This is a genomic window from Streptococcus panodentis (genome assembly GCF_017884005.1).
GTDB lineage: Bacteria > Bacillota > Bacilli > Lactobacillales > Streptococcaceae > Streptococcus > Streptococcus panodentis.
Genome location: NZ_QFAY01000038.1, coordinates 1 through 18,093, shown reverse-complemented (window position 1 = coordinate 18,093; position 18,093 = coordinate 1). Strand labels below are relative to the sequence as shown.

21 protein-coding genes are annotated in these 18,093 nt (G+C 47.1%); 15 read left to right on the top strand and 6 right to left on the bottom strand.

What is annotated here, in order from left to right; all coding sequences use genetic code 11:
* Window positions 1-430: 430 nt before the first annotated feature.
* Entirely contained in the window at window positions 431-1,672 is a 1,242-nt protein-coding gene (locus DHL47_RS12570) for a DUF3592 domain-containing protein (protein ID WP_209552108.1), read from the bottom strand.
* 21 nt (window positions 1,673-1,693) lie between these two features.
* Window positions 1,694-3,001, bottom strand: a complete 1,308-nt coding sequence (locus tag DHL47_RS12565) for an aminotransferase-like domain-containing protein (RefSeq protein ID WP_209552107.1) — start codon at window positions 2,999-3,001, stop codon at window positions 1,694-1,696.
* Between the two features lie 96 nt (window positions 3,002-3,097).
* Here DHL47_RS12565 and DHL47_RS12560 point away from each other — a divergent pair, with 96 nt between their 5' ends.
* Together DHL47_RS12560 and DHL47_RS12555 are read left to right on the top strand one after the other, a co-directional pair.
* The gene (locus DHL47_RS12560) at window positions 3,098-4,003 is read left to right on the top strand and encodes a pyridoxamine kinase (protein WP_209552106.1); all 906 of its coding nucleotides are present in this window, start codon (window positions 3,098-3,100) and stop codon (window positions 4,001-4,003) included.
* Window positions 4,004-4,078: 75 nt separating this feature from the next.
* Window positions 4,079-4,636, top strand: a complete 558-nt coding sequence (locus DHL47_RS12555) for an ECF transporter S component (RefSeq protein ID WP_209552105.1) — start codon at window positions 4,079-4,081, stop codon at window positions 4,634-4,636.
* Window positions 4,637-4,921: 285 nt separating this feature from the next.
* On the opposite strand, the gene trhA is transcribed toward DHL47_RS12555, so the two are convergent.
* Window positions 4,922-5,569 carry a PAQR family membrane homeostasis protein TrhA gene (gene trhA, locus DHL47_RS12550; RefSeq protein ID WP_128836258.1) on the bottom strand — a complete coding sequence of 216 codons (648 nt, stop codon included), beginning with the start codon at window positions 5,567-5,569 and terminating at the stop codon, window positions 4,922-4,924.
* Window positions 5,553-6,014 (bottom strand): DUF1836 domain-containing protein, encoded by a 462-nt coding sequence (locus DHL47_RS12545; protein WP_128836260.1) that lies wholly within the window; start codon window positions 6,012-6,014, stop codon window positions 5,553-5,555. The genes trhA and DHL47_RS12545 overlap by 17 nt, the downstream gene beginning before the upstream one ends.
* 120 nt (window positions 6,015-6,134) lie before the next feature.
* Here DHL47_RS12545 and DHL47_RS12540 point away from each other — a divergent pair, with 120 nt between their 5' ends.
* The 6 genes from DHL47_RS12540 (at window position 6,135) to DHL47_RS12515 (ending at window position 10,562) form a co-directional block, all read left to right on the top strand.
* Window positions 6,135-6,716, top strand: a complete 582-nt coding sequence (locus tag DHL47_RS12540; RefSeq protein WP_209552104.1) for a VanZ family protein — start codon at window positions 6,135-6,137, stop codon at window positions 6,714-6,716.
* 18 nt (window positions 6,717-6,734) lie between these two features.
* A complete protein-coding gene (gene yaaA, locus DHL47_RS12535) occupies window positions 6,735-7,463 on the top strand; it encodes a peroxide stress protein YaaA (RefSeq protein ID WP_128836261.1) in 729 nt (242 codons plus the stop codon).
* A gap of 67 nt (window positions 7,464-7,530) precedes the next feature.
* The gene (locus DHL47_RS13460; RefSeq protein ID WP_128836344.1) at window positions 7,531-7,824 is read left to right on the top strand and encodes a TIGR04197 family type VII secretion effector; all 294 of its coding nucleotides are present in this window, start codon (window positions 7,531-7,533) and stop codon (window positions 7,822-7,824) included.
* A 2-nt stretch (window positions 7,825-7,826) separates the two neighbouring features.
* Window positions 7,827-8,183 carry a cingulin gene (locus DHL47_RS12525; RefSeq protein ID WP_209552102.1) on the top strand — a complete coding sequence of 119 codons (357 nt, stop codon included), beginning with the start codon at window positions 7,827-7,829 and terminating at the stop codon, window positions 8,181-8,183.
* A gap of 113 nt (window positions 8,184-8,296) precedes the next feature.
* The gene (locus DHL47_RS12520; RefSeq protein ID WP_209552101.1) at window positions 8,297-9,928 is read left to right on the top strand and encodes an ATP-binding protein; all 1,632 of its coding nucleotides are present in this window, start codon (window positions 8,297-8,299) and stop codon (window positions 9,926-9,928) included.
* A 1-nt stretch (window position 9,929) separates the two neighbouring features.
* A complete protein-coding gene (locus DHL47_RS12515; protein ID WP_209552100.1) occupies window positions 9,930-10,562 on the top strand; it encodes a hypothetical protein in 633 nt (210 codons plus the stop codon).
* 324 nt (window positions 10,563-10,886) lie between these two features.
* On the opposite strand, the gene DHL47_RS12510 is transcribed toward DHL47_RS12515, so the two are convergent.
* A complete protein-coding gene (locus DHL47_RS12510; RefSeq protein ID WP_209552099.1) occupies window positions 10,887-11,435 on the bottom strand; it encodes an NADPH-dependent FMN reductase in 549 nt (182 codons plus the stop codon).
* Between the two features lie 90 nt (window positions 11,436-11,525).
* Window positions 11,526-11,972 carry a MarR family winged helix-turn-helix transcriptional regulator gene (locus tag DHL47_RS12505; protein WP_128837479.1) on the bottom strand — a complete coding sequence of 149 codons (447 nt, stop codon included), beginning with the start codon at window positions 11,970-11,972 and terminating at the stop codon, window positions 11,526-11,528.
* Between the two features lie 116 nt (window positions 11,973-12,088).
* On the opposite strand from DHL47_RS12505, the gene DHL47_RS12500 reads away from it, so the two are divergent.
* The 7 genes from DHL47_RS12500 to DHL47_RS12470 all read left to right on the top strand — a co-directional run bounded on the left by DHL47_RS12500 (window position 12,089) and on the right by DHL47_RS12470 (window position 17,859).
* A complete protein-coding gene (locus DHL47_RS12500; RefSeq protein WP_209552098.1) occupies window positions 12,089-12,577 on the top strand; it encodes a cell wall elongation regulator TseB-like domain-containing protein in 489 nt (162 codons plus the stop codon).
* On the top strand, window positions 12,574-13,752 hold the full coding sequence (locus DHL47_RS12495) for a pyridoxal phosphate-dependent aminotransferase (protein WP_209552097.1): 1,179 nt from the start codon (window positions 12,574-12,576) through the stop codon (window positions 13,750-13,752). Before DHL47_RS12500 ends, DHL47_RS12495 begins: the two co-directional genes overlap by 4 nt.
* 3 nt (window positions 13,753-13,755) lie before the next feature.
* The gene (locus tag DHL47_RS12490; RefSeq protein WP_245335634.1) at window positions 13,756-14,280 is read left to right on the top strand and encodes a hypothetical protein; all 525 of its coding nucleotides are present in this window, start codon (window positions 13,756-13,758) and stop codon (window positions 14,278-14,280) included.
* A 128-nt stretch (window positions 14,281-14,408) separates the two neighbouring features.
* Window positions 14,409-14,774, top strand: coding sequence for a VOC family protein (locus tag DHL47_RS12485; RefSeq protein WP_209552096.1), 366 nt, complete (start codon window positions 14,409-14,411; stop codon window positions 14,772-14,774).
* A gap of 20 nt (window positions 14,775-14,794) precedes the next feature.
* Window positions 14,795-16,141, top strand: a complete 1,347-nt coding sequence (asnS, locus tag DHL47_RS12480; protein WP_209552095.1) for an asparagine--tRNA ligase — start codon at window positions 14,795-14,797, stop codon at window positions 16,139-16,141.
* Between the two features lie 85 nt (window positions 16,142-16,226).
* Complete coding sequence (locus tag DHL47_RS12475; protein WP_209552094.1) at window positions 16,227-17,429, top strand: MFS transporter; 1,203 nt, start codon at window positions 16,227-16,229, stop codon at window positions 17,427-17,429.
* Window positions 17,430-17,496: 67 nt separating this feature from the next.
* Complete coding sequence (locus DHL47_RS12470) at window positions 17,497-17,859, top strand: hypothetical protein (RefSeq protein ID WP_128837477.1); 363 nt, start codon at window positions 17,497-17,499, stop codon at window positions 17,857-17,859.
* Window positions 17,860-18,093 lie beyond the last annotated feature (234 nt).

Sequence of the window (18,093 nt, the reverse complement as noted above, 5' to 3'; positions counted from 1 at the left end):
TGCTTCCTCTCGGAAGCTCTATCTAAAACCTCAAAAGCTCCACTGGAGCTTTTGAGCAATCAGCTGCCGCGTCAAGATTTTTTTACCAAAACAAAGCGAAACTGAAGTCTTTTTGTCTCAGCCTCGGCTTTCGTTCAGTCCGGGGGAGTGAGGCTGTCCAGTAAAATCCTTCACCCAATGGGTGAAAAAAGAAAACCATCCAGAATCCTTGGCCTATCAGGGAATCTGGATGGTTTTTGTGATATGTGTGAATAATTGGAGTTTAAAAATGCCTTCAACCAACGGTACCTTCGTGTCTTCATACCACCTTCATCTTAAGGGAAGGTGCGGCGGCCTTTTTGGCCAGTCAGTCTGTCACCTCAAAGCAGGTCAAGACGGTAGGACAGCCAGCTGCTGGTCCATGATGCGAGAACTGGCATTGGGAGGGAAATCAGCTGATCCGTATTTGATTTGTGATGGCATAGATGTCATTGTCATCAACCAGGAACTGACTATCATCATGAGGATCCACATAGACTGGGATAGGGCTAGGATTCTGGCTGTAAGAGATGAAATGATTCTCTGTTAAAGGAAGGCAAATGCTGGTTTGATGAGGCACTTGGTCGATGTCAAATTCAAGCCAGATCTCATGCAGCGGATTACCGCGGCTGAACTGTTCAGCAGGGCTTACCTCGACAATGTAGCCGCCATAGACAGGCCCTAGTCTTCTGGCTTGAGCGAGTCTAGCCTTCTTTATCCAAGCAGCAATGATTAGAGAGAGAATCTTGCCGACTAGCATTAGACTAAAGCCAGGCAAGAAGACTATATAAAAGAAATGATGGTTTTCACTAGAAGCACTCTGATAGGGATACTCAGGGTTATAGGCAATAGAGATTTGACTTTGAATTTTGGGTTGTGTAAATCTACCGAGAACAGAATGGCCTTCATAAGCCACGCCGTCTACTTGATATTGGTAGATGCTACTATAAAGACTTAATCCTCCACCACCTCCTCCTCTTCTTCCTCCAGTTTCATACACATCATAGTCAAGGACTTGAGCGGATGTAGTTTTCCAACCATAAAATACAACTTTGAATTGCCCTGTTGCAGAGATACAGATATAAGTGAGGGCTATCATAACCAGGCTTAGGCTAACTAAGGATACAATGGGCCGCGGTTTACGGACTCTTCCCTTAACGATGCTGATGCTTTTTGCAGCCTTGGGTTGCGGCTTTGGCTCCTGTGGGGGATTAAAGGCCTGATAGAGGGAGCCGGCAGCCAATGCCATAAATAATAAGAATCCCAGCAATGGCATGAGTACAAGGATAGGGATTGGGATGTCATTCTTATATTGGCTCTGCTCAGGCGACTTGGGATTATAGAGAATGCTAATGGTTTCCCCAGACTTAGGCACTTCATCTTGATAGAGGTCTGAAAATCCCTGGTAGGTTTGGCCATCAACAATGTAGTGATAAATAGGGTAGTAAGCGGGTGTAGAGCGTTTTTCCGGACTGGTCGTAAACCCGCTCACCTCAGCCGTTATGGTCTGCCACCCGTGAAATCGACTCTGGTACCAGTTAGTGGACGAGACATCTTTCAGCATCATGAACAGAAACGACAGCCCCAAGACACAGCTTAATAAAGCTAAGAGTAGTTTGTATAATTTGTTTGAACTAGTATTGTCTTTTGTCATATCATCCTATTATACCATAGGTCAGGGATTTTTAGCCTTTTTATACTCATCCAAAATCAACATGCGATTTTTCAGTTTTTCTAGATTTTCTTCTAAGCCATCGTATGCTAGCTTGGCATAGTGATAGGGGCAGTCACTGGCATAGCTGGTTTCAAAGAAATCAAGCGGCAGGCCGCTGTGTTTGAGGGCGCTGACAGAAGGGAGCGGCCGCAAATCCAGCAGCAGACCATCCTTGGTCGGATAGACAGGCAGGGCAAGCTGGGCTTGGTCGGCGAGCTGCTGAGCTCTCTCTGCTTCCCTTTCCTGCAGCTGCAGGAGGGCCAGACGGTTTTTTTCAAACATGAGGCTGTCAATATAGAGGGACAGGGCCTTTTGCATGATGAGATTGCTGTCATAGTCTACAGCGCTTTTATAGGCGATAAAGGTCTCCTTGATGCCTGGGGGCAGGAGGAGAGCGGTAATCCTCAGAGCCGGAAAAAGGCTGGTAGAGAAGGATTTGATATAGATGACCTGCTGGCAGTCATCCAGATAGTGAAAGGTCAGCTCCCGTCTGCTGTCAAAGTCGGACAGATAGTCGTCTTCCACGATATAGACATGATAGAGCCGGGCCAGGCGGAGAATCTCTTCCTTTTCCTTGCGGCTGTAGGAGTGACCCAAGGGATAGTGAAAGCGGGGAATGGTGTAAAAGAACTTGATTTTTCCGCTTTGGAAAATTTCTTCCAATTGTTGCAGGTCAATCCCCTGCGGAGTCCGCTCAATGGTCTCATAAGGCAGATCTTGAGCCAGCAGCAAGTCGTTGATCCGGTGGTAGGTAGGCTGCTCGACCAGAATGGTCTCTTTCTGATTGGGAAAGTCAATCTGTGAGAGGATATAGAGGGCCTGCTGGGTCCCGGAGGTCAGGACCAGCCGGTCCAGCGAAGTGTAGACAGCCGAGTCCAGCAGCAGCTGCTGGACGGATTTCCGCAGCTCTTCCAGACCTTCCTGCTGGGGATAGTAGTTGAAGAGATAGTTTTCCCGGCCAATCAGGGTCTCATTGACACAGAGGCGGAAGTCTTCATAGGCCTGATGGCGGTCGTCTGTCACTGGCAGCTCCAAGTCCTGCTTGGACTCCTGATGATTTTCCAGCACATAGTAGCCGCTTTTGGGAACAGCATAGATATATTTCTGGTATTTGAGTTCGGTCAGGGCTTTTTGGGCAGTGTCCTTGCTGCAGCGGTAGCGCTCTGCCAGCCTGCGGACGGAAGGAATCTTCTGCCCGGTTGCCAGCCTTCCCTTCTGGATGTCCTTGATAATTTTGTCAATAATCGATTGGTATTTTGCCTTGGTCATAAAAACTGTCCCCGTACAGATAGGATTTTTTCCTATTGTAACTCAATTTCACCTATTTTACAATAGAAAGCATAGATAAAGAGAGGAGGCTTTCCAGTGACTAAGCCTTTGATTGTTGCCAATGATATTGCTGGTTTGGGGAAGGTTGCCACAGCGGCTGCCCTGCCCTTACTGGCTGCATGCCAGATAGAAACGGCCCTGTTGCCGACAGTGCTCCTTTCTTCCCATACCGGCGGATTTCCCGATGTCTATGTGGAGGATTACACACAGGGCCTGCAGGCATTTTTGCAGCAGTGGCGGAGCTTAGAGCAGGACTTCTCAGCTCTTCTGACAGGCTATTTGGCAGGTCCGGAGCAGCTGTCTTCCATTCTGGACTTTGCCAAGGAAAAGAACCTTCCGCTGCTGGCAGACCCCGTCATGGGAGACAAGGGCCGGCTTTATCACGGCTTTGATCAGCAGTATGTCAAAGCCATGCGGCAGCTGGTCAGTCAGGCTCATTTGGTCCTGCCCAATCTGACCGAGGCAGCCCTGCTCTTGGATCGGCCCTATTCGGGAGAGCTGCTGCCGGAGGCAGTGCTGGAAGAGATCTGCCGGGAACTGGCCGGGCTGGGAGCAAAGCAGGTCTTGCTGACAGGGGTGCAGACAGCTGAAGACCAGATTGGTTTTGCTTATTATGACTCAGAGACTGGGAGTTTCTGCATCTTTCAGGGCTCCAGACTGCCCCAGCATTTTTACGGGACCGGCGATATGGTGACGGCCTTGGCCGCAGCAGCCTTTATCCAGAAAGTCCCCTTGGAGCAGATGCTGCCCCTCATACTGGACTTTGTCTCAAGGAGTTTGCTCTCGACTGTGGAGCGGGGGGCAGACCTCCGTCTGGGTGTTTTTTACCAGCCTCACTTGGCTCAGCTCTGGACGGATTTTCAGCGGCTGGCAGCGGTTGATAGCCGCTGCCAGCCGAGACTGAAGCATCCCCGCCCATCTCTCGGTCATGCTGCGGGCTGATGCTCAAGATTCGCTTTTCACTGCCTGTCGGACTGTAAGGTCTGAGGAAGATAGATTATAAAGGAGATTTTTACGATGCAACAATCCCATTTTGATGTTCGTTCCCTTGCTTTTTTAAGTATTTACGCTGCCCTGATTTTTGTCAGCATCCAGTTTTTCCGCATTCCGCTGGGGGCCCAGTTTGTTCATTTGGGCAACGCCTTGGTGGTCATTGCCTTTTTGCTTTTTGGTCTTTATCAGGGCTTTCTGGCGGCAGCGGTCGGTCTGGCTGTTTTTGACCTGCTCAATGGCTATGCTGCCGAAATCCCGGTCATTCTGCTGGAAGCGGCGGCTGTCGGCCTCGTGGTCTATCTTGTATATGACCGGCTTTTTCAGGAAAAGGATCAGCCGCTGCAAATCCTGACAGTTGCTGTCGGGGCGGCGCTTATCAAAATCCTGCTCAATCTGGTGCGCTATGCCCTGATCAATATTCTGGCAGCCAATCTGCCGCTGGATCAGGCCCTGCTGGCTTCTATTGACAAGATTGCCGGGACTTTTGGCTCGGCAGCGGTGACCGTGATAGCCGTCCCTATCCTTTATCCTATTTTAAAAAGAGGGCTCCAGACTTTCAGGCTGCCCTTCAGAACAAAATAATCCCTTTCGAAGATTTCTGTCAATGTTGCTGACTGGGTCGGTCTTATCACCAGCCTTTAAAAGCAAACTAAAAGATGATAAAAGGCGAGGAAACCCTCAGCCTTTTTTAGATTCAGTGAAAAACATCAGCAATCCCCAACAGTCACCCGAGGACCTAGTTTGCAGAGATTTTCGAAGTGTATAGTCTTTTAGCTTGCTTTTAGTACGAGGCAGCGAGCCGCAGACAGTACTGGCGTACGGCAAGACGAGCTAACAAAGTAATAAAAGATAAACTAAATGACGATATTACATGGTATAGACAATAGCGATATACTGCAGAGCAGAAGCGGCCAGAATGAAGAGATGCCAAATCATGTGGAAATAAGGCTTTTTCTGAGCGTAGAAGCCGGCGCCGACTGTGTAGCAGAGGCCGCCTGCCAGCATGAGGCCCCAAAAGACCGGCCCGGTCTGGCTGATAATCTGCGGAATGATAAAGACAACCAGCCAGCCCATAATCAGATAAAGGGCCAGACTGAACTTTTCATTGACCTTCTTGGCAAAGATTTTATAAAGAATGCCGAAGATGGTCGTTCCCCACTGAATGACGATAATCAGATAGCCCTTCCAGTCGTTCATGAGCGAGAGCACGACCGGTGTGTAGCTGCCGGCAATGGCAATGTAAATCATGGAGTGGTCGATAATCCGCAGGATGTATTTGTGGGGGGTGCCGTAGGACATGGAGTGGTAGATGGTTGATGACAGAAACATGAGAAACAGGCTGATGACAAAGATAGAAGTGCCGACAGCAGATACCAGCCCATGCTCTTCATAGCTGTAAATAGCTGAAATAGGCAGCAGAATCAGCATGAGGACAGCCCCGACCGCATGGGTTACGGCATTAGCAATTTCTTCGCCGAAGGATAGTTTTTTACTGAGTTTAAGCGCGTAGTTCAAGGTGTTCTTCCTCCTTTTCCGGCAGTTGTATCAAGGCTAAGGTCTCTTGGTAGAGCTTGACGGTCTGGCAGGCTCTGGCAATAATCGGTGTGACCTCTCGCTGCTCACCGTTCATGTAAGCGACAAACTCATTATAGAGTTCTGTCGAGTCTGTCTCCTCATGCAGCATGTTGAGGGTGGCAGAGATTTCCTGAATAGAAAATACGGTCTTCAAAGTCGTAATGGCAATCAGACGGGCTACTTGGCGACGCTGGTATTTTTTCTTGACCGGTTTGGCAACGTAGCCATGCTTGACATAGTTATTGATCATTGAGGCGGTCAATCCCTTGTCAGAAGCTGAGATAGAAGGTCCGCAGACATTGTTTACATAGAGCAGAACCTGATCCAAATACAGATCCAGATCTGGCAATTCATCCCATTTGGGAAAGGGGTGTTGAGCGTTCAAATCTTTATCACTTTCTTATCTAGTCTTTATAACTAGATGATAACATCTTCTGGATATAAAGTCAAGAAAAAATAGAATGTCCGTCTGAATTTTGTTATAATCTTAAAAAGGAGGTCTGAAATGAAAAGATATCTATTGGAGCTTGCAGCCTTCCTTGCCAGTCTGCTTTTCTGGGTCTGGCTGTACGGGACCTTCTTCTATACCTATGTGGCCACGGTCTTTTATAAGGGATGGCCTGAAGAAGATCGGCTGATTCCGGCTGGTATTATCCTGCTGCTGACCCTGCTCAGCTTTCTTTTTATTCGCAGTCTGACCCGTCAGCATCTTCCCCGCTGGCTTATTTGGAGCAGCTACGGCCTGTATTTCCTAGTTTTGTTTTATACCCTCTTTCTGAAAAATATCGGTTTGCAGGGATTTAGTCTGAATCTGCAGTCCTTTGTCTATCTTTGGATTTACGGAGACAAGCTGGTACCGACCATGAATGTCATCATGTTTATTCCCTTAGGATTTCTCTGCAGGCCTTCTTGGAAATCTGCGGCAATTTTTACTCTGGCTATCAGTCTGGTGGAGGGAAGCCAGTATCTCTTTCATCTAGGCATTTTTGATCTGGGCGACATCCTGACCAATCTGCTGGGCTTTGTCATCGGCAGCTGCTTGCTGCAAAGCCGGTGGGGGAAATGGGCCAGCAGCCATATTCACTGAAGAAAAAGGAAAATTATCATGAAAATACTGATTCCAACCGCTAAGGAGCTAAATCTGTCTGCTGAGCCGGCTGCTGCCAAGCCGCTTTCCCAGCAGACCCAGACCATTCTGGATCAGCTGGCCGCTTTTTCAGCTGCTGACTTGGCTCAGTTTTACAAAATATCTCCGGAGCGGGCTGCCCTTGAGTTTGTGGCCATTCAGGCTTTGCGAGAGGGGAAAGCACAGCATGCGCCAGCCCTTTATCTCTTTGACGGTCTCATGTACCGCCATATCAAGAGAGAGGGTTACAGCGCGGCAGAAAGGCAGTATATCCAGAAGCATCTTGCCATCACGTCGGCCCTTTATGGTATCCTTCCGGCCTTGGAGCCCATCGCGCCCCACCGCCTGGATTTTATGATGCCGCTTAAGCCAGACGGAAAAAGCCTCAAGACTTTTTGGAAAACAGCCTATGACCAAGCTCTGGCAGAAGAAGAGGCGGTATTTTCTCTCCTCTCCAGCGAGTTTGAAACAGTCTTTTCAAAGGCAGTCCGCCAGCGTATGATCTGCTTTAAGTTTTTAGAAGACCGAGCCGGACAGCTAAAGGTCCACTCGACCATTTCCAAGAAAGCGCGCGGCGACTTTCTGACAGCTCTGATAGAGAATCAAGTAACCGAAGCAGAGCAAATGAAGACACTGAACTTTGCCGGCTTTGCCTACCGACCAGATCTGTCCAGTGAGCAAGAGCTGGTTTATGTCAAGGAAGGATGAAAAAGCACAGTTGGCATTCGGAATACTTTTATAATTTTTGGTGAGAGATTTGTTATAAATATATGAAATTTCCAAGGACTATCTAGTCTATGGAAAAATCAAGCCAAACACTATCTCTGCTCAGAATGCCGTCAATGAGCTGGTAGGTGTTGATACCAGCGACAAGCGGCACAAACAAGTCGCGTTTAACTATACGACGGAGATTGCTGAGAGTGAAAACGGTCGTCAGGCCTGCAATCAAATGCTGCAGGCGGTTTCTGACTTTAGTGCAGCTGTTCTCACGCAAGCTAATAAATTTCCAGAAATTGCCGCAAAAATAGAAAAGCGCGATGTGGAAGAGGCCAAGCGCTGGGAGGGCTGAGCATGTACCGGAAAGATAAAAGCGAAGACAAGCGCTGTGAACTCTACAAGAAAATCCAGAAAGCAGAGCGGACGGAAGATGACTTTATGGAGCTCAAGCGAAAATTTGAGAAGTCTTTGGAAGATTTTTATACAGATTTTCAGTATTTAACTGATAAAATGAACACTCTGCTGCAGGACTATCCCTATAGTCCGTATGGGAATATCGGTTCCGCTGTGGAAGCCAATCTTTCACAGGGACAGCAGGTGCAGAACTATGTGGACAAGCAGTCTGACAGACTGGACAAGCTCGGCCGCAAGGCCATCAATTCTTTAGAAGAAAAAAGAGAAAAATTAATCAAAGAATTGAACGCGGTCTAAGAGCAGTGCGAAAAAGATAAAGTCTCCTAGGAGCAGTCGCTCCTTCGTTGACTTTCCTATTTTCGCTTTGCTCTTTCAACGACCTTTGTATCTTGTGAAAGGAATAGTCTGCCATGGGAGTGAGATACAGTGCAGAGGATTCGGCTCAGCTTATCCAGGCCATGACCAATAACCTGCAGGCGGCCAACGATGTGACTGACCGCCTGTCCAGAGGCTGCGACCATCTGATGGCTTCGCTGGATTCAGGGGAACTGCAGGGGGCGGCCTATACGGCAGGCAAGGGCCTTTTTGAGGATGTCATCATCCCTTCTATCAAGAAGCAGCAGGCGGCGATTGATGATATCCAGGCAGAGCTGGCTTCTTACAAAAGCACAGATGCGGAGATAGCCGAGTATGGAACGCTGGATTTGGACCTGCTGAAAGAGGAGCTGAAAATCAGAGAGCAGCAGCTGGCGGCAGTTGACAAGCAGATTAAAGCCAATAAGGGTTTCTTCCGCCAGGCCGGTGCTCTCTTGTCGGGCCAGCTGGGGACTCTGCTGGCGCAAACTACTGCCCTCACAGAGCTTGAAACTCAGCTGAATATCGGCATTCGGGAAATTCAGGAAAAAATTGACAAGCTGGAGTGGTTTGTGGCTCAGGTTTCCAATTATTTCAGCGACAGTCTGGAAGTCCTGCGTCTGGCTATTCAGGGGGCTATGTCACTCGGTCAGCTGCCGGTAAACAGCGACGGCAGCTATGTGGCTGGCAAAGTGGATATGAGCTGGGTGACTAAGATGAAGGAGCAGGAGATTGAAACGTATATACCAATAACTAAAAAAGAGAAATTTATTCAGACTCTTAGACAACAGTATGGATTTAGTCGAACTGAATCAGAAATATTACTAAATTTATATCACATGATAGAAAAGAAATATGGGACTCAGAAAGCAAATATAGAATTCTTTAAAATAGTTGCTTCTTACTCTTATGGCGATAAATCTTATGAAGCTTGGCAAATTGTCGGTGGATTATATAGCCCAAATGGGATAAACGGTATAAATGTCGGTATTAATGATAGAATGGAATCTGTTTTGAGAAAATATGGGTTAAAAGACGATGAGATTAATACGATTCAGAAGGCCATTCAGAATCAGCATAATTTTACGGGGTTGGAAAAGATTGAAGAGGGAGATACAAATGATGAGATTAAAGGGAAACTGAATTTAGCTTCTGAAAAAGCTTATGGGCAAGGAAATTATAATAAATTAGACGAGAAGCAGAAAGTAAGAGTAAGAGAATTATTGTCACAATTTGGAGGAACAATAGATTATTCTCATATGGCCGCAACTATTTCTGCCTATTATACAGATAATCATTTAATTGAAAATGAAGACGATTTAGCAGGATGGCAAGGTGATGTAGCTGGTGCTATGGGACTTTCGCCTAGTCTTGGTAACGATGACTATCGTTCAGATTTAGACGCTGTTAATATTTACTATAAAATGAAGGACGGAGATAGCGCTGTTGATGTTACAAACTCATACTACGATAGTGTCGAGAGAACATCTGGCCATAGAGCTTATGAATTTGTTCAAAACATTGGAGAAGGAGATTACATGAAAGGAATGAAGAAGTTAGAGGAAACTTATAAATTATACGTTTCTTCTAATTCTAGTGAACAATCATCAACATTTGAAAAATTCATGAATGCTATCCAACATTTCCAAAAGGATTTAAATAAACCCAATCCTTCTACCGGAGAGTAAAATGTTAAAAAGAATGAAAAACTATTATAAAAACAAACCAAATCAAGCTTTCTTTATGCTCGTGGTGCTTATTTGGTCAGTATATGAGATAGGTGCGACCAGTCTGGCTAGCAACACAGCCTTGACCAAGGAATTCATGCACAGTCGGTATGTTATGGTTTGGCCAATGGTAAATAGAAAGGTAAAGCTTTACCACTACGCGGAAGAATGGACTAATGATGTTTTAGATGGAATTATGCATTTAGATTATGAAAATATTAGAATAACTAGTTTTCCTAAAAAATGGGAGAGTGAAGCTGAAAGTTACTATACTCTGTCTGAGGATAAGTATGCTGATAGGGTATATTTTTTCTTAGATGAACCAATATCCAGAGCCTATACCACAACTTTAGACCAAGATTATTATTTGATTTCAAAAAATGCAGCTGTTATTAAAGAGGAAACAGGCAAAACGGTTAGTCAGTTACATCAAGAAATCGAGCATGCAAGGGAGAAGTTCTTGTCTGCTCTTGGCAAGATGAAAATCTTTCGTCTGGTTTATTTGATTCTTCGTCTGACAGTCCTGATGCTGTGCATCAGATGGTCGGGTCAACGGAGAGAACGGAAAGAAAATGAAATCTTGCAGAATAGCTAGAATCCTAAGATGGTATTGAAGACTACAAGGAGAGGCACAAATGACCTCGGCTAAATAATCGAATCGGAATCTGGGCTGCGGTTTGCTGCTTGTTGGCGTTCTGACAGTGGGAGTGCAACAGCCTGATTCCAGGCTGTTTCAGGTCTAAGACTTGCTGACAAAATCAAAGACTCCGTCTGACCGATTGTTGCCCTACTTTCAGCGAGGCGAGCGAATGACGTAATAAAAAGATAAACTAAATGACGATAAAACCCCTCACAGTGATTGCGAGGGGTTGGTGTCTTATAAGATTTTTTCTTTTTCTTTTTTCTCTTTTATCGTTTTTTAGTTTATAGCAGACAAGAGGGCATCCGCTTGGGCAGAGAGTTCTGCCAGCTTGTCTTCTGAGACAGCTAATTGGCCGGTTCCCCATGCTTCTGGATTGATGCTGACACCTGTCAGCTGGTCCACGAGGTTCATGCGGATAAACGGCAGCAGGCTGCGGTATTGCTTAAAGACTTCATCCGATGAAGTGCCGTTGGCAACAGATGAAACAGTTACAACCTTAGCATTGAGAGCAGAAGGGCCGGTAGGATCTGAGAGGTCCAGTGCGCGTGAAGCCCAGTCGAGCAGGTTTTTCACAACGCCCGGAATGGACCAGTTGTAAACCGGTGAGAAAATCCAGATGGCATCAGCAGCCAAGATTTCCTGACGGACCTTAGCGACAGCCGCAGGAGCCGGACTTTCAATATCTTGATTAAAGAATGGCACATCTTTAAAGTCAAGATAGGAAACTTCAGCCTTGCCCGCAAGAGCTTTTTCAGCCTGAGCAGCCAACTGGTGGTTAAAGGAACCCTGACGCAGGGAACCGACAATAAATAACACTTTAGACATTGGTTTGTCTCCTTATCATTTTTATTTTTAAGAGGGTCTGGCCTCTTGTCACAATCTATGTTACAACAATTAGCACTAATTAGCAATTAATTAGCTTAGCTTTTTGAAATTTTTCAAAATCCGAATCAGCTCCTCCTTATCCTCAGGCGGAAGAATAGACAGGGCATTTTGTACATTTTTGATATGTTCTGGCAGGGCGGCTTCGATTTTTTGGCGTCCCTGCTCGGTCAGGCCAATCAGGAAAGCCCGGCGGTCGTTGGGATCGCAGGTCCGGACAATCCAGCCGTCGCGTTCCATATTCTTGATGACAACGGTCATGTTGCCTGAAGTAGCCAGTATGCGGTCAATCAAATCCTGGATGCGCAGCTCTCCTTTGCTGTAAAGAGTCTCCAATACGGAGAATTGGGTCGGTGTCAGATCATGTTTTTTAAATATTTGGGATTCGGTAGCACGGATGGTTCTTTCGGCTTTGTGAAAGACAATCATCGTTTTTAAATCAAGCATTGTTTCTTTGCTTAAATCGTCTGTAATCTTCATAATAATATTATACCCATAAATAGTAATAAGTGCAAGAATCTGGTTCAGGAATTTTAAGAAAAATCAAAAGTTGAAAAAGAATAGAAAAATAAGAGTATTTGTAGTATAATGGCAGGGTGAAATCTAAAAACAGACAGAAAGCCCCATTCCCTATTGGGCAGTATATTATAGGGATTTTAATCGTCTTAGCAGTGCTTGTTTGCTCATTTTTGGTGATTCTGCAGTTTTCTATGCGGCCGAGGCAGTCAGCCAAAGAGGAGACGCGCAGCATTGCCAAGGAATATGCAAACCTGGAAACAGTGGACAGTTTTTCCATCTATAATGGCAGGGAGTCTTACTATAGTTTGATTGGCAAGACCAGCAGCCAGACAGCGCAAGCTGTGCTGATCTCTAAGGGGTCAAACCAGATTCGTGTCTACCGGCTGGCAGACGGCATCAGTCAGAAGGAGGCTGAGAGCCGTGCCAAGGAGCAGGGGGCGGGAGCTATTGACAAGGTGACCTTCGGCTATTTTGAAGACCAGCCCATCTGGGAAGTCAGGTCAGGCAGCGTTTACTACAATATTGGGTTTGAGAGCGGTCAGCTCATCAGCAAGGAGGGTTTATGACATTATCAAAGCGTGTTTTAAAAATGGAAGAAAGCGTCACGCTGGCAGCAGCAGCGAGGGCCAAAGCCTTAAAAGCTCAAGGGCGGGATATTCTCTCCCTGACTTTGGGAGAGCCGGATTTTCCAACGCCCAAGAACATTCAGGAAGCCGCTGTTGCGGCTATTGAGGACGGCAGGGCCAGTTTTTATACGGTGACCAGCGGTCTGCCTGAGCTAAAGGAAGCTATTGTGCAGCACTTTGCCGCTTACTACGGCTATGCCATTGAGCCCAATCAGGTGACTGTTGCGACCGGGGCAAAATTTTCCCTGTATACCTTCTTTATGAGTGTCATTGATCCCGGCGATGAGGTCTTGATTCCGACACCTTACTGGGTCAGCTATGGCGATCAGGTGGAGATGGCAGAAGGCCATCCGGTCTTTGTCCAGACGACAGAGGCTCATGACTTTAAGGTGACAGTAGAGCAGCTGGAAGCAGCGCGCACGGACAGGACCAAGGTCTTGGTGCTCAATTCACCATCCAATCCGACCGGCATGATCTACAGTGCAGAAGAGCTGCGGGCCATCGGAAACTGGGCTGTGGACAGGAATATTCTGATTTTGGCGGATGATATTTACGGCCGCTTGGTCTATAATGGCCATGAATTTACGCCGATTTCCAGCTTATCTGAGGACATTCGACGTCAGACTGTCGTCATCAACGGTGTTTCCAAGAGTTATGCCATGACTGGCTGGCGCATTGGCTATGCGGTTGGGCGGCCGGACATCATTGCGGCTATGGGCAAGATAGCCGGCCAGACGACGTCCAATCCGACAGCAGCCGCTCAGTATGCGGCCCTTGAGGCCCTGAAGGGCAGTCAGGATACGGTTGAAAGCATGCGGCAGGCTTTTGAGGAGCGCCTCAATACCATCTATCCTTTGCTGGCACAGGTACCGGGCTTTGAGGTTATCAAGCCGCAGGGAGCCTTCTATCTTTTCCCAAATGTCAAGAAAGCCATGGAAATCAAAGGATACACCGATGTGACCGAATTTACAACAGCTATCTTAGAAGAAGCAGGCGTAGCTCTGGTGACCGGTGCCGGCTTTGGCGCTCCGGAGAATGTCCGCCTCAGCTATGCAACAGACATGGCTACGCTCAAAGAAGCGGTCCGCCGTCTCAAGGAATTCATGGAGAGTTAAGAAATGAAAAAAGTTTTCTGTTTTGCCCTGCTGACGGTCAGTCTGATCTTCTTGTCTGCTTGCTCTTTGCTTGGCTCAGAGCAGGGCTGGACGACCATTTCCCAGTCAAAGAATGGAGATCCCAGCTATCATCTGCAGGCTAAGGGCAGGCGTTATCGCATTCTTTTTGAGGAAAATGCCTCGACTCGGATGGACTGGTATCTCAATGACTACCAGCCCGGTCTGGAGCTGAAAATGCGGACCCTTAACAGAGAGGAAATACAGCCAGGAGGCAGTGCAGAGCAGGAACTATCCGGTCAGGGCTATGGCGAATTTACCATGGTTTATGAGACCAGATACAAGCCGCAGATTGAGCGGAGCTATTTTAAGGTCCGCATCGAGCTGGATGATCAGGGGCAGGTGGATACTAAGAAGAGCAGCATGACCTACTGGAAGACGGAAACAGAAGAATTTAAAAAGGCGGCTGATTTTTCTGTCAGCTGTTTTTTGGGGCCAGTGAAGCGGTGCGGCCGCTTCTTTCTTTTTTGAAGATTTTTGATTTTTGGACTTTCAAATATAGCTATTGCAGTGGCTTTGTGGTAAAATATAGGACGGGTGTCCAAACGATTTCTTTCGAGAAGGAAGACGGCATTTAGCAATGAAAGCAGGAGGCAGATATGATTGATCATTTTGGAATTCGAGTGAAGGATTTGGGAGTCAGCAAGGCCTTTTATCAGAAGCTACTAGCGCCTTTGGGCTATAAAATTGCCTTTGATATACCTCAGGCGGTGAGTTTTGCAGAGCCGCGCACAGCGCCAGCTGGGGACTTTTGGCTGAGTCAGGGAGAGTCAGAGCCAACGCACTTTGCCTTCAATGCTGAGACGAGGGAGCAGGTAGATGCCTTTTATCAGGCAGGGCTTGCGGCCGGCGGTCAGGACAATGGCGGTCCGGGCATTCGTCCACACTATCATCAGCCTTATTATGCAGCTTTCATCCTAGATCCAGATGGTAATAATATCGAGGCTGTCTGCCATCAAGAATAAAAATAGAAAAGAGAAAAAACGTGTCTAAAAAAACTGTATCCATTATTGATGTGAAAAACCATGTTGGTGAAGAAGTCACTATTGGTGCCTGGGTGGCCAACAAATCTGGCAAGGGCAAGATTGCTTTCCTGCAGCTGCGGGACGGCTCCGCCTTTTTCCAAGGAGTCGCTTTCAAGCCGAACTTCATTGAGAAATTCGGCGAAGAAGAAGGGCTGGCTAAGTTTGATACAATTAAAAAACTCAGTCAGGAAACCTCTGTTTTGGTCAAGGGGATTGTCAAGGAAGACGAGCGCTCTAAGTTTGGCTATGAGCTGGATATTACAGATATTGACATCATCGGCGCGTCAACTGACTATCCTATCACGCCTAAGGAGCATGGGACGGACTTTCTCATGGACAACCGCCATCTCTGGCTGCGTTCCCGCAAGCAGATGGCCATGATGCAGATCCGCAATGCCATCATCTATGCGACCTATGACTTTTTTGATCAAAACGGCTTTATCAAGTTTGACAGTCCGATTCTCTCTGGCAATGCAGCAGAAGATTCGACCGAGCTGTTTGAAACGGACTATTTTGGCAATCCTGCCTTTCTCAGTCAGTCTGGCCAGCTCTACTTAGAGGCTGGTGCCATGGCCCTGGGCCGTGTTTTTGACTTCGGTCCGGTTTTCCGCGCCGAAAAGTCTAAGACCCGCCGCCATCTGACGGAGTTTTGGATGATGGATGCGGAGTATCCTTTTGTCTCTCATGAAGAGTCATTGGATCTGCAGGAAGCCTATGTCAAGGCCTTGATTCAAGGTGTCTTGGACCGGGCGCTGCATGCTCTGGAAGTGCTGGAGCGCGACACTGACCTGCTGCAAAAATATGTGTCAGAGCCATTTAAGCGCATTTCCTATGATGAGGTCATCGACCTCCTGCAGGAGCATGAAAAGGATGCCGATGCTGACTATGAGCACATTGAGCGGGGGGATGACTTTGGTTCACCGCATGAAACCTGGGTTTCCAACTACTTTGGCGTACCAACCTTTGTCACTAACTATCCTGCTGCTATCAAGGCCTTTTACATGAAGCCAGTGCCGGGTAATCCTGAGCGCGTGCTCTGTGCGGACCTATTGGCACCGGAAGGCTATGGTGAAATCATCGGCGGTTCCATGCGTGAAGAGGACTACGATGCCTTGGTTGCTAAGATGGATGAGCTGGGCATGGACAAGTCAGAATATGAATTTTACCTAGATCTTCGGAAGTATGGCTCTGTCCCTCACGGTGGATTTGGTATCGGTATTGAGCGCATGGTGACCTTTGTGGCAGGTACCAAGCATATCCGCGAAGCGATTCCATTCCCACGGATGCTGCATCGGATTAAGCCGTAAACAGAATGAAAAAACGCCTGCGTGGCGTTTTTTGGCAGGTCAACAGTAAGAAAAGCAGAAGAAATCCACTCAGGAGAGGAGAAATATGTTCAAAAAATCTTACAGAAGCAATATCGGCCTGCTGGCTGGAGTTGAGTTTTTTGGCTTCTTTGGCATTGTCAGCTTTTGGCTCCTCTTTCTGCATCAGAATGGCATGTCCCTGCTGCAGATTGGGCTTTTGGAGAGCATTTTCCATGCGACCAGCGTCCTCTTTGAAATCCCGTCGGGCCTGCTGGCTGACCGTTTTTCCTACAAGAGCAATCTTTATCTGAGCCGGCTGGCCAGCATCCTGTCTTGCATCCTCATGCTGGCGGGGCAGGGAAATTTTTGGATCTATGCTCTGGCTATGATTCCCAATGCTTTGGCCTATAATTTCGACTCGGGAACAGCGACGGCTATGCTCTATGATTCAGCTGTAGAAGGAGGACTCAAGGAGCATTTTCTGAAAATTTCCAGTTTCATATCTGGTGTTGCTGAAGCGACCATTTCCCTTGGGACTGTTCTTGCTGGCTTTTTTGTTCACGGCTATCTGCATGTGACCTACTATATCATGATTGGCCTTTCGCTCTTGGTTATGCTTCTGATTAGTTTTTTGAAAGAGCCTCAACGCCAGCATCAGAAAGCAGAAGTGCTGACCATGGGGAAGATTATCGGCACGGTCCGGCAGGAATTTAAAAACAGGCCCAGTCTTTTTGTCTGGATGATTATTTTTCAGATTGTGGGTGTACTCATGTGCATGTTTTACTTTTACTATCAAAAAGAGCTGCCTGAGCTTGCCGGCTGGCAGATTTCAGCAGTCATTCTGGCCGGAAGCGGCCTCAATATCCTAGCTGTGGCTTTGGCAAGCCGGATTGGCAAGTCTTGGCCCTCGCTGAAGCTGTTTCCGCTTTTGGCTGCAGCAACTGGAGCCGTCTTTATCTTGAGCATGCTGGGGACACCTTTGGTCTATATCCTTGTCTATCTGCTCAGCAATACTCTCTATGCCCTTTACCAGCCTGTCTTTTCCAATGATTTGCAGGAATACCTGCCCAGTCCGGTCCGGGCTACCATGCTCAGTGTCAACTCTATGCTGTTCAGCCTGAGTATGATTGTTATTTTCCCTATTACCGGCTGGCTGATTGACAGTCTGGGGTTTCGCATGACCTTCATTTCTCTGGGTGTCTTCCTGCTTTTGCTGACGCCTTTTCTGCAGCAGGCCCTGAAAAGAGTCGCCAGAGGTCTTAGGCATAGTCCAGAAAAGATTTCTTGATTTTCTATTTGTTTGTTTAATAGAACTGAAATATTTTTTTGCTATCATTTTATCAGGAGGTGCGGATATGACACTGGAAGATGATGTTCAGCTTGAAAAGGAGCTGAAAGAGATAAAAATCAAGGCAGAGGAAGAGGCTCTGGTGGAGATAGATGGGATACTGAAATCCCATAAGGAGATGCTGGAGCAGGCCAGACAGCGGCAGCGGGATTTTGAGAAATTGCAGGCCCTGCTGGATGCTTTTGCTGAGACTTTTCCGCAGAATGAGGAATTTGAGCAGAAAGCTGCCAACTTTCGGCAGAAGATAAAAAATCTGGAAAACACTTTGGACAATGAGTTTGAAGCCTTGCAGCAGCACAGCTACCGCTTGGACGAAGAAAAGGGCTATTTGCGCTATCAAAAAAAGAAACTGGCTGAGGACTATGATTGATCCATTTTCCAGCATAGCTGAGCAGGTTGAGACGGGCTGTCTCAGCCTTTTTTGGTCTCTCATTCAGAAATGCTCTTTGAAACTCTCTTCAAACTAGGACAGCGAGGCTGAGACAAAAGTCCTTCAGTCTCGCTTTGTTTTGGTAAAAAACTTTTGGCGCGGCAGCTGATTGCTCAAAAGCTCCAGTGGAGGTTTTGAGGTTATAGATAGAGCTTCCGAGAGGAAGCAACAAAA

Excerpts from the sequence above, each read along its gene's own strand:
- DHL47_RS12540 (WP_209552104.1), top strand. The coding sequence starts at position 6,135 with ATGAAAAGATATCTATTGGAGCTTGCAGCCTTCCTTGCCAGTCTGCTT.
- DHL47_RS12555 (WP_209552105.1), top strand. The coding sequence starts at position 4,079 with ATGCAACAATCCCATTTTGATGTTCGTTCCCTTGCTTTTTTAAGTATT.
- DHL47_RS12485 (WP_209552096.1), top strand. The coding sequence starts at position 14,409 with ATGATTGATCATTTTGGAATTCGAGTGAAGGATTTGGGAGTCAGCAAG.
- DHL47_RS12515 (WP_209552100.1), top strand. The coding sequence starts at position 9,930 with ATGTTAAAAAGAATGAAAAACTATTATAAAAACAAACCAAATCAAGCT.
- DHL47_RS12505 (WP_128837479.1), bottom strand. The coding sequence starts at position 11,972 with ATGAAGATTACAGACGATTTAAGCAAAGAAACAATGCTTGATTTAAAA.
- DHL47_RS12570 (WP_209552108.1), bottom strand. The coding sequence starts at position 1,672 with ATGACAAAAGACAATACTAGTTCAAACAAATTATACAAACTACTCTTA.
- yaaA (WP_128836261.1), top strand. The coding sequence starts at position 6,735 with ATGAAAATACTGATTCCAACCGCTAAGGAGCTAAATCTGTCTGCTGAG.
- DHL47_RS12490 (WP_245335634.1), top strand. The coding sequence starts at position 13,756 with ATGAAAAAAGTTTTCTGTTTTGCCCTGCTGACGGTCAGTCTGATCTTC.
- DHL47_RS12470 (WP_128837477.1), top strand. The coding sequence starts at position 17,497 with ATGACACTGGAAGATGATGTTCAGCTTGAAAAGGAGCTGAAAGAGATA.
- DHL47_RS12495 (WP_209552097.1), top strand. The coding sequence starts at position 12,574 with ATGACATTATCAAAGCGTGTTTTAAAAATGGAAGAAAGCGTCACGCTG.
- DHL47_RS12565 (WP_209552107.1), bottom strand. The coding sequence starts at position 3,001 with ATGACCAAGGCAAAATACCAATCGATTATTGACAAAATTATCAAGGAC.
- DHL47_RS12510 (WP_209552099.1), bottom strand. The coding sequence starts at position 11,435 with ATGTCTAAAGTGTTATTTATTGTCGGTTCCCTGCGTCAGGGTTCCTTT.
- DHL47_RS12475 (WP_209552094.1), top strand. The coding sequence starts at position 16,227 with ATGTTCAAAAAATCTTACAGAAGCAATATCGGCCTGCTGGCTGGAGTT.
- DHL47_RS12520 (WP_209552101.1), top strand. The coding sequence starts at position 8,297 with ATGGGAGTGAGATACAGTGCAGAGGATTCGGCTCAGCTTATCCAGGCC.
- DHL47_RS12525 (WP_209552102.1), top strand. The coding sequence starts at position 7,827 with ATGTACCGGAAAGATAAAAGCGAAGACAAGCGCTGTGAACTCTACAAG.